This is a genomic window from Arthrobacter zhaoxinii, from assembly GCF_025244925.1.
In the GTDB taxonomy this organism is placed as follows: Bacteria; Actinomycetota; Actinomycetes; order Actinomycetales; family Micrococcaceae; genus Arthrobacter_B; species Arthrobacter_B zhaoxinii.
In genome coordinates this window covers 1,388,432-1,402,841 of record NZ_CP104275.1, presented here as the reverse complement: position 1 = coordinate 1,402,841, position 14,410 = coordinate 1,388,432, and the positions used below count along the sequence as shown (strand labels likewise).

Annotated in this window: 14 protein-coding genes; all 14 read left to right on the top strand. The window is 65.4% G+C overall.

Annotation, left to right across the window (positions count from 1 at the left end; all coding sequences use genetic code 11):
• Positions 1 to 122 precede the first annotated feature (122 nt).
• The 14 genes from N2K95_RS06500 (at position 123) to N2K95_RS06435 (ending at position 14,403) form a co-directional block, all read left to right on the top strand.
• Positions 123 to 1,652: a leucyl aminopeptidase gene (locus N2K95_RS06500; protein WP_260653397.1), complete on the top strand. Its 1,530-nt coding sequence runs from the start codon at positions 123 to 125 to the stop codon at positions 1,650 to 1,652.
• Positions 1,653 to 1,842: 190 nt separating this feature from the next.
• Positions 1,843 to 3,225 carry a dihydrolipoyl dehydrogenase gene (lpdA, locus tag N2K95_RS06495; protein ID WP_255792684.1) on the top strand — a complete coding sequence of 461 codons (1,383 nt, stop codon included), beginning with the start codon at positions 1,843 to 1,845 and terminating at the stop codon, positions 3,223 to 3,225.
• A 123-nt stretch (positions 3,226 to 3,348) separates the two neighbouring features.
• Entirely contained in the window at positions 3,349 to 5,118 is a 1,770-nt protein-coding gene (sucB, locus tag N2K95_RS06490; RefSeq protein ID WP_260653396.1) for a 2-oxoglutarate dehydrogenase, E2 component, dihydrolipoamide succinyltransferase, read from the top strand.
• Between the two features lie 163 nt (positions 5,119 to 5,281).
• On the top strand, positions 5,282 to 5,629 hold the full coding sequence (locus N2K95_RS06485) for a hypothetical protein (RefSeq protein ID WP_255792687.1): 348 nt from the start codon (positions 5,282 to 5,284) through the stop codon (positions 5,627 to 5,629).
• Positions 5,630 to 5,711: 82 nt separating this feature from the next.
• On the top strand, positions 5,712 to 6,140 hold the full coding sequence (locus N2K95_RS06480; protein WP_255792688.1) for an OsmC family protein: 429 nt from the start codon (positions 5,712 to 5,714) through the stop codon (positions 6,138 to 6,140).
• 222 nt (positions 6,141 to 6,362) lie between these two features.
• Positions 6,363 to 6,668: an urease subunit gamma gene (locus N2K95_RS06475; RefSeq protein ID WP_227922507.1), complete on the top strand. Its 306-nt coding sequence runs from the start codon at positions 6,363 to 6,365 to the stop codon at positions 6,666 to 6,668.
• Between the two features lies 1 nt (position 6,669).
• A complete protein-coding gene (locus N2K95_RS06470; protein ID WP_260653395.1) occupies positions 6,670 to 7,566 on the top strand; it encodes a hypothetical protein in 897 nt (298 codons plus the stop codon).
• A gap of 48 nt (positions 7,567 to 7,614) precedes the next feature.
• Positions 7,615 to 8,061, top strand: coding sequence for an urease subunit beta (locus tag N2K95_RS06465; protein WP_260653394.1), 447 nt, complete (start codon positions 7,615 to 7,617; stop codon positions 8,059 to 8,061).
• Positions 8,061 to 9,785 carry an urease subunit alpha gene (gene ureC, locus N2K95_RS06460; protein ID WP_260653393.1) on the top strand — a complete coding sequence of 575 codons (1,725 nt, stop codon included), beginning with the start codon at positions 8,061 to 8,063 and terminating at the stop codon, positions 9,783 to 9,785. The genes N2K95_RS06465 and ureC overlap by 1 nt, the downstream gene beginning before the upstream one ends.
• A gap of 120 nt (positions 9,786 to 9,905) precedes the next feature.
• The gene (locus tag N2K95_RS06455; protein ID WP_260653392.1) at positions 9,906 to 10,484 is read left to right on the top strand and encodes an urease accessory protein UreF; all 579 of its coding nucleotides are present in this window, start codon (positions 9,906 to 9,908) and stop codon (positions 10,482 to 10,484) included.
• Between the two features lie 79 nt (positions 10,485 to 10,563).
• Positions 10,564 to 11,199, top strand: coding sequence for an urease accessory protein UreG (ureG, locus tag N2K95_RS06450; protein WP_260653391.1), 636 nt, complete (start codon positions 10,564 to 10,566; stop codon positions 11,197 to 11,199).
• 77 nt (positions 11,200 to 11,276) lie between these two features.
• A complete protein-coding gene (locus N2K95_RS06445; protein ID WP_260653390.1) occupies positions 11,277 to 12,293 on the top strand; it encodes an urease accessory protein UreD in 1,017 nt (338 codons plus the stop codon).
• Positions 12,294 to 12,307: 14 nt separating this feature from the next.
• On the top strand, positions 12,308 to 13,477 hold the full coding sequence (locus N2K95_RS06440) for a HoxN/HupN/NixA family nickel/cobalt transporter (protein WP_260653389.1): 1,170 nt from the start codon (positions 12,308 to 12,310) through the stop codon (positions 13,475 to 13,477).
• Positions 13,474 to 14,403 (top strand): urea transporter, encoded by a 930-nt coding sequence (locus N2K95_RS06435; RefSeq protein ID WP_260653388.1) that lies wholly within the window; start codon positions 13,474 to 13,476, stop codon positions 14,401 to 14,403. Before N2K95_RS06440 ends, N2K95_RS06435 begins: the two co-directional genes overlap by 4 nt.
• Positions 14,404 to 14,410 lie beyond the last annotated feature (7 nt).

Here is a 14,410-nt window from a genome sequence, read left to right as displayed (position 1 = left end):
CCGGGCACGAAGGGGCCCGGCGGATGCAGGACCGGGCGCAACGTTGCGGCGTGCGGGCGTTCTTCAGACTACGATCGGTGGAATAAGCGCAAAGCAACACAGAAACGTGAGGAAGCAGCTTCGTGAACAAAGCCAGTGAACCCAGCCTGTCGGCAGTATCCAGGGACGGGCGGAAGGTTGCCGCCAGCGCCCTCGTGATCGGCGTCGGCCAGACCCCCGACGGTCCCGTCCTCGTCGAAAGCCCGCTTTCGCCCAAGGCCTCTGCTGCCCTGGCTGCTTCGCTGCCGCTGCTCGGCGTCACAGGTGCCGCCGATGAAGTCCACCGCCTGCCGGGCCTGCCCGAGGCCGACGCCGACATGCTGGTCCTTACCGGCCTGGGCAAGGTTTCGGCCGGGGTCGCCCTGACCGAGGAAGCCCTGCGCCGCGCCGCCGGATCGGCCGTCCGCCAGATCGCCGGCACCGCATCGGTCGCCCTGGCACTGCCGGCCGGCACCGTGGCCGACGCCGCCGCCGTCGCCGAGGGTGCCCTGCTCGGCGCCTATAGCTTCACCGAACACCGCAGCGCCGCGACCGCCGGCAAGGTTCCCGCCCCGGTCTCCGAGATCACCGTTATTACTGCAGCCGCCGACGAGAAGGCCCTGAAGCCCGCCCTCGAGCGCGCCCGCATTCTCGGCCGGGCCGTTAATGCGACCCGTACCCTGGTCAACCAGCCGCCGAGCCACCTGTACCCGGAGACCTTCGCAGCCGCCGCCAAGGACCTGGCCAAGGCGCTGCCCGTGAAGGTCACCGTCATGGATGAGAAGAAGCTCGAGCGCGAAGGCTTCGGCGGGATCCTCGGTGTGGGCAAGGGCTCGGCCCGCCCCCCGCGCCTGGTCAAGCTTGAATACGCGCCGGCGCGTCCCAAGGCCACGCTGGCCCTCGTCGGCAAGGGCATCACCTTTGATTCCGGCGGACTGTCCCTGAAGCCCGCTGCCGGCATGCAGGCCATGAAATCGGACATGGGCGGCGCCGCCGTCGTCCTGAACGCCCTGCTCGCCATCGCGGAACTGGGCCTGCCCGTCAAGGTGACGTCCTGGCTGTGCATTGCCGAGAACATGCCCTCCGGCACCGCCCAGCGCCCCTCCGACGTGATGACCACCTACGGCGGCCGCACGGTTGAGGTCCTGAACACCGACGCCGAAGGCCGGCTGGTCATGGCTGACGGCCTGGTCGCCGCCAGCGAGGAAGCCCCCGACGTCATCATCGACGTCGCTACCCTGACCGGCGCCCAGATGATCGCCCTCGGCAACCGCGTGTCCGCCGTCATGGGTGAAGAAGGAGTCCGGGATGCCGTGAAGGCGGCAGCGGACCGCGCCGGCGAGCTGTTCTGGCCGATGCCGATTCCCGAGGAGCTGCGGGCCAGCCTGGATTCCCAGGTGGCCGACATCGCCAACCACGGCGAGCGTTTCGGCGGCATGATGACCGCTGCCACCTTCCTGCAGGAATTCGTCGGCGAAATCAACGGCACCAAGATCCCGTGGGCACACCTGGACATTGCCGGGCCGGCCTTCAACGACGGCTCCCCCTACGGCTACACGCCCAAGGAAGGCACCGGCGTCGCCGTCCGTACGCTGGTGGCCTACGCCGAAGACGTCGTGGCGCGCGCCTCATAGCATCCAAAACGGTTCCGTGAAACGGAACTGACGCTTGTGGCAGGTGTTTCTCATTACACTTCGCCCCCTACCGCCTGTGTTCAAGTGGATGCCGGTGGTGGGGGGCGATAGGGTGAGGACTGATCACAAACGCCCAATAACTCACCGGCGCGCATGGGCGCGTCCAACGAAAACGCGAGGGAGCGTCCAAGTGGCCGATAAGGCAGCTGCGCAAGAGTTCGACATCCTGATCCTCGGCGGAGGCAGCGGCGGCTACGCCGCGGCACTGCGCTCCGTGGAGCTGGGATTCTCCGTAGGTCTGATTGAAAAGGGGAAGCTGGGCGGGACCTGCCTGCACAACGGCTGCATCCCCACCAAGGCGCTCCTGCACTCCGCGGAAATCGCAGAGAATGCCAAGACGGCCTCGAAGTACGGCATCAACGCCACCTTCGACTCCATCGACATGACTGCCGTGAACGCCTACAAGGACAACATCATTGCGGGCAAGTTCCGCGGCCTGCAGGGCCTGATCAAGTCCAAGGGCATCACCGTCATCGAGGGCGAAGGCAAGCTCACCAGCGAGAAGACCATCGAGGTCAACGGCGAGACCTACACCGGCAAGAACATCATCCTGGCCACCGGCTCCTACTCCCGTTCACTGCCGGGCCTGGAAATCGGCGGCAAGGTCATCACCTCCGACCAGGCCCTGAAGATGGACACCGTGCCCAAGAGCGCGGTCATCCTCGGCGGCGGCGTCATCGGCGTCGAATTCGCCTCGGTCTGGAACTCCTTCGGCGTGGACGTCACCATCGTCGAGGGCCTGCCCTCCCTGGTCCCCAACGAAGACGCAGCCATCATTAAGCAGCTGGAGCGCGCGTACAAGAAGCGCGGCATCAAGTTCAGCACCGGCATCTTCTTCGACAACGTCCAGCAGAACGACGACGGCGTCGTCGTCACGCTGGCCGACGGAAAGACCTTCGAAGCCGACCTGCTGCTCGTCGCCGTGGGCCGCGGCCCCGTCACCGCCAACCTGGGCTACGAAGAAGCCGGCCTGACCATGGACCGCGGCTTCGTCATCACCAACGACCGCCTGCACACCGGCGTCGGCAACATCTACGCCGTGGGCGACATTGTTCCCGGCCTGCAGCTGGCCCACCGCGGTTTCCAGCAGGGCATCTTCGTTGCCGAAGAAATCGCCGGCCTGAAGCCCGTTGTGGTTGACGACGTCAACATCCCCAAGGTCACCTACTGCGAGCCGGAAATCGCCTCCGTCGGCCTGACCGAAGCCAAGGCCAAGGACAAGCTGGGCGCCGAGAACGTCCAGGTCCAGGAATACAACCTGGCCGGCAACGGCAAGACCTCCATCCTCGGTTCCTCCGGCCTCATCAAGATGGTCCGCGAGAAGGACGGCCCCATCGTGGGTGTGCACATGATCGGCGGCCGTATCGGCGAGCAGATCGGTGAAGCCCAGCTGATCGTCAACTGGGAGGCGTACCCTGAGGATATTGCCAGCCTGATCCACGGCCACCCGACGCAGAACGAGGCGATCGGCGAAGCCGCTATGGCACTTGCCGGCAAGCCCCTTCACGGTTAGCACCTGAGATTCACTCCCCCGGGCCGCATCCCGCCTTGCGGCTGCGGCCCGGGGGAAATCATCACCAGCACCAGCGGCACGGCTGGTCACAAAAAAGATCTATCAAGGAGAAACGGGGACAATATGTCTGAAACCGTGAACTTACCAGCCCTCGGCGAGTCCGTCACCGAAGGCACCGTCACCCGCTGGCTGAAGAACGTGGGCGACCGCGTCGAGGTCGACGAGCCGCTGCTCGAGGTATCCACCGACAAGGTCGATACGGAAATCCCCTCCCCCGTTGCCGGCGTGATCGAGGAAATCCTCGTAACCGAAGACGAAACCGCCGAGGTCGGCGCTGCGCTCGTACGCATCGGTGACGGCTCCGGTTCCGGCGAGCAGAAGGACGACGGCGGCAGCGCCGCCAACCAGGAAGCTCCGGCACAGGAAGCTGCCGAAGAAGCTCCCGCTCCCGCGGCTGAAGAGGCTCCGGCCGCTGAAGAAGCTCCCGCCTCCGATTCCGGCTCCGGTGAGGGCACCGAGGTCACCCTCCCCGCCCTCGGCGAGTCGGTCACCGAAGGCACCGTCACCCGCTGGCTCAAGGCCGTGGGCGACGACGTCGAAATGGACGAGCCGCTGCTCGAGGTTTCCACCGACAAGGTCGACACCGAGATCCCCTCCCCGGTAGCCGGCAAGCTGCTGGAAATCCGGGTCAACGAAGACGACACGGCTGAGGTCGGTTCCGTCCTGGCCGTCATCGGTTCCGGTGCGGCTGCCCCCGCCAAGGCCGAGCCCAAGGGAGCCGAGCCCGTAGCGGCCGCCTCCAAGGACGAGCGCGAAGCGCCGGCCGTTGAGCCGGAGAAGAAGGAAGCCCCCAAGCAGGAGGCTCCGAAGCAGGAAGCCCCCAAGGCCGAGGCTCCCAAGCAGGAAGCTCCGAAGCAGGAAGCGCCCAGCGCTTCCAACGACGGCGGCACCTACGTAACGCCGCTGGTGCGCAAGCTCGCCAACCAGCACGGTGTCGACCTCGCCGGCATCAAGGGCTCCGGCGTCGCCGGCCGCATCCGCAAGCAGGACGTCCTCGAGGCCGCAGAGGCCAAGAAGGCTGCGTCCTCCCAGCCGGCTGCTTCAGCTCCTGCCGCCCCCGCCGCCTCTGAAAAGGCAGCACCGGCGCAGATCAGCGAAGCCAGCGCCAAGCTCCGCGGCACCACGGTGAAGGCCCCCCGCATCCGCCAGACGATTGCACGCCGCATGCGTGAATCCCTGGAGGAGTCGGCACAGCTGACGCAGGTGCACGAGGTCGACATGACCCGCATTGCGGCGCTCCGCCAGAAGGCCAAGAACAACTTCCAGCAGCAGAATGGCGCGAAGCTCACCTTCCTGCCGTTCATTGCCAAGGCAGTGGTCGAGGGCCTGAAGCAGCACCCGGTCCTCAACGCCTCGTACAACAACGAGACGCAGGAAATCACGTACCACGACGCCGAGCACCTCGCGATTGCCGTGGACACCGAGAAGGGCCTGCTGGTTCCGGTCATCAACGACGCCGGTGACCTGAACATCACCGGCCTGGCCAAGAAGATCGCCGACGTCGGCAGCCGCACGCGCAACAACAAGATCGGCCCCGACGAGCTCTCCGGCGGCACGTTCACCATCACGAACATCGGCAGCGTCGGAGCCCTCTTCGACACCCCGATCATCAACCAGCCGCAGGTCGGCATCCTGGGCACGGGCGCGATCGTCAAGCGTCCCATGGTGGTCACCGACGCCGAGGGCAATGACAACATTGCCATCCGTTCGATGATGTACCTCTCCCTGACGTACGACCACCGCCTGGTGGACGGCGCCGATGCAGGCCGCTTCCTGCAGACGCTGAAGGCACGTCTGGAAGAAGGCAACTTCGAGGCAGACCTGGGGCTCTAGTTCCGGTTCCGCTTAGGCAGTGCGCTCTCCCGTTACCGGGAGGGCGCACTGCGTCTTTAACCGGCGGCAGCCCGGCGGAAGTTTCTCTACAAGTTGTAGAAAAGTTACCGCACAACCCCCGGTTTCCGGCGGGTTACTGACTGCGAGTCGATAAACTCGGAGTATGGACTTCCTTCACAACTTCCTCGTTTTCCTGCACATCCTGGGTGCAGCCATCATCGTCGGCCTCTGGATTGCCCGAATCAAGAATCCGACGGTACTGCCCGGCCAGTTCCACGGTGCCCTGCTGCAGCTGGTCACCGGCCTGGCGCTGGTGGCCGTCAATGAAATGGGCGACGGCGACGTCAACCACATGAAGGTCGGCATCAAGCTGCTGATCACCCTGGTGATTGCCGTGCTGGCCTTCATCGGACAGCGCCGCTACAAGAAGGACGAAAAGGTCTCCCCGGCACTGGCGAACGGTGTGGGTATCCTCGCGGTTATCAACATTGCCGTAGCCACTATGTGGTAGTCCGCACAACAGCGGAAATAGGATGGGATGGTGCGCCGGCTTGTTGCCGGCCCCGTCCCATCACTGTTTTAAGGAGACCCCCATGGCTACAGTCCGTTCAGCCCACACCGTCTGGAACGGCGACCTCTTCAACGGCAAGGGAGACGTCACCCTCGACTCCTCCGGCCTTGGAACCTACGACGTTACGTGGAAGGCCCGCGCCGAGGAGGCCAACGGGAAGACCAGCCCTGAGGAACTTATTGCCGCGGCCCACTCGGCCTGCTTCTCCATGGCTTTCAGCAACGCGCTTGCCGAGGCAGGCAAGACGGCAGAGCGGATCTCCACATCCGCAGACGTGACCTTCGTTCCGGGCACGGGCATCACCGGCAGCCACCTCAAGGTCACCGCCGTCGTTCCCGGCCTGACGGCGGAGCAGTTTGACGACATTGCCGAGTCGGCGAAGACCGGCTGCCCGGTCTCGCAGGCACTGACCGGCATCGAAATCACCATGGACGCCACGCTGGAGTCCTAGCAGCCCGCTCCCAGCAGCACAGAGGGCCCCTGTTCCGTTCGGAACAGGGGCCCTCTGTGCTGCTGGACAGGCCGGTCCCCATTTTCCCGGGCACGGGCGTAGATGGCCGGGAACGGGTGGTCGTTGCTGGTACGTGCGCGTACGGTTTTCTGTAAGCGAGCCAGGCCGGTGCGCCGGGCAAGCGGGCCAGATATGATCGCAACTGCGTCTGAAGGTGAAGGTATGAACCTCACTCCCAAGGAAATAGACAAGCTTTACGTATACCAAGTGGCGGATTTGGCCCGTAAGCGGCGCGAGCGGGGCACCAAGCTCAATGTCAGCGAGGCCACCGCCCTCATCTGCGAGGCGATCCTGGAGGGTGCCCGCGACGGCCGGACCGTCGCAGAGGTGATGGAACTCGGTAAGACCATTGTCTCTGAAAGCCAGTGTATGGACGGCGTCCGTGAGCGGCTGCCCCTCCTGCAGATCGAGGCGACCTTCGTCGACGGCAGCAAGCTCGTCTCCTGTCACGATCCCATCGGGGTGTGACTTGACCTGGCCCACCGAGCCGCGTGCAACGGTGGTGCTGGTCGGAGGACATGAGAGCGGCAACGGGACGGATCTTTCATTCGTCACGGCTTCCTTTCCGGACGCCCTCGTTACTCCCGCCGGCCGACCTCTGCACAATGTCCTCACGCGGCTGCGCCAGGACACTGCCGACGGAGCGGACACGGCACCCGTCGTCGTGCTGCCGATGACCTTCGGCCGTAACCCGACCCTCGTCGCGGACACGGCGAAGACGCTCCGCTGGCTGGAAGCAGGGGCCGTCCCGCACGGTGCCGCCCCGGCCCCGCTGGCCCTGGCGGACCAATTCGGCACCCCCGACCATCTCACGGCGTGGCTTCGGGCCGCCGCCGTGGAGGTGCGCAGGCTGGCCCCGGAGGCGGCAGTGCTGATCGTCGCGGACGCAGGCAATCCCTTCGATGATGCGGAGCTCTACCGCATCGCGCATCTGGTGCGCACGCACGGGGCGGGCAACCTGGTGGAGGTTGCCGCCGTCACCGACGCGGAGGCACTCCTGGAGGCCGTACGGAGGCTGGGTCTTCTCGGCAGCACGGAGACGGTGGTTGTTCCCGCAGGATTTCGGCGGGTGCCCACCGTGCACGGTGAAGCGGTGCCCTTCGGCGAGGGAGGTTTCGCCGAGGCCCGGTTCTACGGTGCACTGCTGAGCGAGCAGGCGGTGCTTCGCGTTATCGGCGAGCGTGTTCGCGACGCACTGCACAACCTCGGCCACGGCTCCACCGGTATTGACGCCGGACTGCAGGCGGATCACGGTCACGGTTACGCGCACTCACACGCCTTTGACGCGGACAGCGGCCATCCCCACAACCACGGGGCGGCCGACGGCCACACCCATCCCCACCCAACGCCGATCACCTTGAGTTGATCGGAACACCGCGTGCAGCGACGCTGCGCCGCAAGGGAAGGAACAACCATGCTGGGCAGCCCTACCTACCACCACCGCGAAGAAGAGATCGAGATCAACGCCGGCAGGCCGAGCGTCACCCTGCTGGTGAGCAACACCGGCGACCGGGCCGTGCAGGTCGGCTCGCATTTTCACTTTTTCGAGACCAACAAGGCGCTTTTGTTCGAACGCGAACTGGCCTACGGCATGCACCTCGATGTGCCGGCAGGTACCGGAATCCGCTTCGAAGCAGGTGACACCCGCGAGGTGACCCTCACCGCGTACGCCGGAAACCGGCGGGTCATTGGCTTCAACAACCTCGTCGACGGCGGGCTCGACTCTGCGGCAACGAAGATCCGGGCCATGGCGCGGATGAAGGAGCTCGGATTTTCCGACGGGAAACCGGGCTCCAAACCCAGTGCAAACAACGCGGGCCCTGCAGCACAAACGGGCCGCCCAGAAGAGGGGAAGCAGTGATGGCGAAAATCTCGCGCAAGCAGTATACCGACCTCTTTGGTCCGACCACCGGCGACCGGGTCCACCTGGCCGATTCCAATCTGGTGATCGAGATCGAGAAGGATTACAACGAGGGCCATTACGGTGACGAGGTGGTCTACGGCGGCGGCAAGACCGCACGTGACGGCATGGCGGCCGATCCCCAGGCAACTTCCGCTGAAGGCGTGCTTGACCTGGTGATCACCAACGCAATCATCCTGGACCCGGTGCTGGGTGTCATTAAGGGCGACATCGGTGTGCGTGACGGCAAGATCGCCGGTATCGGCAAGTCCGGCAACCCGCACACCCAGAGCGGAGTCGATCCGCGCCTGGTGGTTGGCCCCGGGACCGAGCTGCTGGCCGGCGAGCACTTCATCGCCACCCCCGGCGGCATCGACTCACACGTGCACTATATTTCGCCGGAACAGGCACTGGCCGCCCTCTCCAACGGCATCACGACCCTCTTCGGCGGCGGCACGGGACCCACCGACGGCACCAACGGCGTCACCACGACTCCCGGCGTCTGGAATCTCGCCCGACTGCTGGAATCGGCCGAAGGGATGCCGGTCAACATGGGCTTCCTCGGCAAGGGGAACGGCTCGCTGCCCGATGCCCTGATAGAACAGGTCGAGGCCGGCGCATGCGGACTCAAGGTACACGAGGACTACGGCACGACGCCGGCTGCGCTCAGCAACGCACTCTCCGTGGCCGATGACTATGATGTGCAGATCTCGGTGCATACAGACAGCCTCAACGAGGCCGGCTATGTGGAGGACACCCTTGACGCCATCGACGGCCGCACCATCCACACCTTCCACACCGAGGGTGCCGGCGGCGGCCATGCCCCGGACATCATCAAGGTGGCCGGCCACCCGAACGTGCTCCCGTCCTCGACGAACCCGACCCTGCCCTACACCGTCAATTCGGTGGATGAGCTGCTCGACATGGTGATGGTCTGCCACCACCTCTCCCACGACGTCCCCGAAGACGTCGCCTTCGCGGATTCCCGGGTGCGGGCCGAGACGATCTCCGCGGAGACGGTTTTCCACGATGAAGGGATCATTTCGATGGTCTCGTCCGACTCCCAGGCAATGGGTCGCATCGGCGAATCGTTTATGCGCACCTTCCAGATCGCCCACCACTGCAAGGACCAGCGCGGCGCGCTGCCGGAGGAGAGCGGCGACAACGATAATTTCCGGGTGCTGCGCTTCCTCGCCAAGATCACGATCAACCCGGCCATCACCCAGGGCGTGTCCGACTACATCGGCTCACTGGAGGCCGGCAAGATCGCCGATATCGTGCTTTGGCCGATCCAATCCTTCGGCGCCAAGCCCCGGCTGATCGTCAAGGGCGGCTTGATCAACTGGGCACTGATGGGTGATCCGAATGCCTCGCTGCCCACCCCGCAGCCCGTGTTTTACCGGCCCATGTTCGGTGCGCAGGGCAAGGCGCTGCAGAGCACACGGGTGACCTTCATGTCGAAGGCGGCCATCGACAAGGGCGTGCCGGAGCGGCTCGGGCTGGAGAGCCAGGTGCTGCCGGTGCAACGCTGCCGCGGCATCGGCAAGGAGCACATGGTCCGCAACAACGCGACGCCTGTGATCGAGGTGGACCCGGAGACATACGACGTGACGTACAACGGCACGCTGGCCACCATCCCGCCGGCCCAGTCCCTGCCGATGACCCAGCTGTTCTTTCTCGCGTAGGGACACGGCATGTCGGATGTACGCCAGTTGCTGACCAGCCTGCAGTTCGCTGACTCGGCGTTTCCCAGCGGCTTCTATACGATGTCGCACGGGCTCGAGGGCTACAGGCAGGCGTGGCTCGTGTCTGCCGACGGAGTGCAGCAGCTGCTGGCCGATCTGCTGCTGCACTCCGTCGGTCCCGGGGACGCAACGGCACTTGCTGCAGCGCACCGCGCAGCGGACCACGGCGACGTCGGCCTCGTGCAGGAGGTCGACCAGCGGCTGTTCGCCTCGAAACTAAACGCCGAAATGCGCACCGCCTCCGTACGCAGCGGCCACCAGCTGATTGATCTGGGGGCCGAATTGATTGACCAGGGACTCCTCGCCGAGTATGCCGAGCGGGTACGGCGGCGTAGCACGCCCGGCTGCCAGCCGGTCGCGGCGGCGGTGGTGTACGCAGCCAACGGAGTCGCGACCCGGCAGGCCGTTGCATCGGACCTGTTCGCCTTCTCGGCGAGCTTCGTCGGGGCCGCCCTTCGCCTGCGGCTGACAGACCACCGGCAGGCGCAGGCCATTCTGCTTCAGACATCCCCTGTCATGGAGCAGGTGACGGAGGCCGCCCTGGAGCGCAATCTCGCGGATCTTGGCGGCTTTGCGCCCATGGCGGACGTCATGTCAGCACAGCATGAGAGGGCCGAGGCACGCTTGTTCGCCAGTTAGGACGCAGTCGGGACACGAACGAAACGGCGCCGATGGGCGCCCACATGAAAACAGCAGATCCACCGGAAACGAGGACTTCATGAGTGAGAACGTGTTGAGGATTGGCATCGGCGGGCCCGTGGGCAGCGGCAAGACGGCGCTGACGGAAGCGCTGGTGCCGTTGTTGATCGAGGCCGGGCGCACCCCCGGCGTCATCACCAATGACATCTATACCCAGGAGGATGCCCACCACGTGCGCAGGGAGCTGGCCGGCATCCTCGACCCGGAGCGGGTGATCGGCGTCGAGACCGGCTCCTGTCCGCATACGGCCGTGCGCGACGATCCGACCATGAACCTCGCCGTCGGCGCGGAGATGCTGGAACGGTTTCCCGACATCGACACGCTCATTTACGAGTCGGGCGGCGACAACTTAACGCTTACCTTCTCCCCGGCGCTTGCCGATGTTTTTGTGTTCGTACTGGACACCGCTGAGGGCGAGAAGATGCCGCGCAAGCGCGGTCCCGGCATCACCGACAGCGACATCCTGGTGATCAACAAGATCGACATCGCGCAGTACGTCCGCACCGACCTCAACGTGATGGAGTCCGACGCACACCGGGTACGCGAGGATCGGCCCGTGGTGCTGACCAATTCCCTCACCGGGTTCGGCGTCGATGAACTCCACCAACAAATCATGTCGCAGTGGAACGGTGCCAGAACCGAGCTCATCGGATGACCCTCAAAGCGACGGAACAGCGAAGTGCGCCGGCACCCGGCGGGAACACCGCGACGGGTGCCGGCGGTCTCGCGAGCGTGAGCCCTCTCCCCCGTCCGCCGGTTTCCCGCGACGCCGGACGGAGAGAACCCAACGCGGGCGGCTACCGACTCGAGCCGGCGTTCTATGAGCCCGGCCGGGTGCCTGCGGAAATTCGGCGGCACACCGAGGAAGAGTGGAGGAACCTGCCCGTCGGCAGCCCGGGCAAAGTCGGCATTCTGCAGCTTGGGTTCGCCTGCAACCGGGGCCGTACCGAGCTGGTGCAGCACTACCAGAAGTCACCGTTGCAGATCATGCATCCGCTCTATTTCAACCCGCTCCGCCCCGACATGGCCTACACCTACCTCATGTCCTCGGGCGGCGGCATTCTGCAGGGAGACCGGCTGCGCACCGATTTGAGCTTCGGTCCCGGCACTTCGGCGCACATCACCACTCAGACCCAGACCCGGGTCTACCGCATGGACCATGACTACGCCTCCGCGCTGATGAACATCACGGTCGAAGAAGGCGCCTATGTGGAGTACCTGCCCGAGCCAGTGGTGCCCTTCGCCGCTTCGCGCCATTACCAGCAGACATCGGTGGTGATCGACGAGTCCGCAACCTTGCTGCTCGGCGACACCATGTACGCGGGCAGGCTCGCACGCGGGGAGCGGCACGCCTACGATGTGTACGCCTCCGACCTCGAGGTGCGGCGGCCCGACGGCCGTTTGGTTGCCCTGGACCGGGTTCGGCTCAGCCCGGGAGCGGGAGCCGACGGAGCGGTCTCCGGCGCCACCGGGCTCGGCGTGCTTGCCAACCACGATGTGCTCGCCATGCTGTACGTCTTCACACCCCTTGTTCCGGCGGCCCGGCTCGCTGATACCCTGCATCGTGCGCTTGGTGAAAGCGGCGGTGACCTGATCTTCGGGGTGAGCACGTTACCCGGTGATGCCGGCGTGTGGATGCGCCTGGTGGGCAACGACACCGTAGCTGTGGCGGCCGCAAACACGGCCGCCGCATCGGCGGTGCACGAGTTGCTGACCGGGAAGCGGGCACCCGCAATTCGGAAGAGCTAGAGAGGGGTCTAACGGTGAGTGAACAAGCGAACACGCAAGAGAAGGCTGTCGGCCCGGGGCGCTCCTACCGGGCGCAGGTGGTGCTCGCCTTCATTCCGGTCGCGCTGCTGCACATCGCGGGCTTCGGACTGTTCTTCTTCCTGGTCGAACCGCTGCATCTGCAGCTGGGCTCCTCGGTCTTCGGGGTTGGCATCGCCGTGGTGGCCTACGTCCTCGGCGTGAGGCACGCCTTCGATGCCGACCACATCGCTGCGATCGACAACACCACCCGCAAACTCGTGGACCTGCGCAAGCCGGCCGCCGGGGTCGGATTGTTCTTCTCCCTGGGGCACTCCACCATCGTCTTCCTCATGGCGGCGCTGCTGGCGCTCGGGGTGAGCTGGGCGGTAGGGCTGAGCGATGACGGCAACGAGGTACGCAACGGCCTCGGTGTCTTCGGCACGGTCGTCTCCGGAGTCTTCCTGCTGCTCATCGGACTCATCAATGCCGTGGCGTTCATCGGAATCCTCAAGGTCTGGCGGGCCTCGCGCAACGGCGACCTCGACGAGCTGGAGCTGGAGCGGCACCTGCAGGGCCGGGGCCTCATCAGCCGCCTCATCCGGCCGATGCTTCGGACGATCGACCGCCCGGGGAAGATGTATGCCGTTGGCTTTTTGTTTGGGCTCGGCTTCGACACCGCCAGCGAGATTGCCCTGTTGGTGCTGGCCGGGACCGGGGCGGCTACGGGGCTTCCCTGGTACGCCATCCTCTGCCTGCCCCTGATCTTTGCCGCAGGCATGAGCCTGTTCGACACACTCGATTCGGCCGTGATGGTGAAAGCCTATGGCTGGGCAAGCGTTAACGCGGTTCGCAAGCTGTACTACAACCTCACCATTACCGGGCTCTCAGTCATGATTGCCGTCATGATCGGCGGCATTGAGCTGGTCGGGTTGCTGAACGAGAAACTGGGGCTGCGGGACCCGCTCACCGGGTGGGTAGCCGGCATCGACCTCGAGAACGTGGGCTACATTGTCGTGGCCACGCTGATACTGGTCTGGTTGACCTCCACTGCGTACTGGCGGTTGGGCCATGTGGAGGAGCGATGGGCGCTGGCGAGCGGCGGGGCCGGCGCCGGGGGCGGCGCGGCCGGCCCCGGCGGGCCGGGAACACCGCCGGACGAGGCCCCGCGAAAGGAACAGATATGAGCAGCGCCAGCGCGGCATCGCCGAACCCGTCCATCTCGGGTGCGGGCTGGCTGAAGGGCTGGTGCCAGGGTCTCTCGCAGATCTTCTTCCAGAGCAATATCTACACGGCGCTGCTGATTCTGGCCGCCTTCGTTGTGGTCGACTGGCGTCTTGCCCTGCTCGTGCTGATCGGCTGTGCGGGAAACACGGTGGCCGGGCGCCTCCTCAAGGCCGATTCGTCATCGGTGACGTCGGGCCTGGAAGGCTTTTGCGGCGCTCTCGTCGGTGCTGCGACGTTCTCCACCATTGGGGGTCAGTGGGCGGCATATCCGATCACCCTGATCGGCGGTTTACTCTGCGCCCCGGTGACATGGCTGGTGGTTGCGCTGTTCACCAAGACACCGCTGAGGGTGTTCTCCCTGCCGTCCACGACGGCACCGTTCTGCATCGTGGCGACGGGCATACTGCTCAGCACGGAGGCACTGCACGTGACCTCGGCGCCGTCGGCCACCATCGACTCAGAACCGCTCGCTTTTGCACGCTCCCTGCTGACGAATGTGTCCGAGGTGGTGCTGATCAACAACGTCTGGTCCGGGGCGCTGATTCTGCTCGGGCTGTTCGTGGCGAGCTGGAAAGTAGGGCTGGCGGGGCTGCTGGGCAGCGTGGTGGGGAGCCTGTGCGCACTGGCAATGGGCGAAAGCCTCACTGAGACGGCGAACGGCCTGGCCGGTTACTCCGGTGTGCTCACCGCGATTGCCCTCGCGGTGGTTTTCCTCCGCAGCAGCACGCTCTCATGGGTTCTGGCCGTGATTGGAACCGTGGTGACGGCGGTGGTGACGGTGATTATGCACGATCTTTCAGCTCCCACCTACACCTGGCCGTATATCCTCACCACCTGGGTGTTCCTGGTGATCGCCCACTACCTTCCCGCAGCCAGGCGCACGTAAGCGGGAC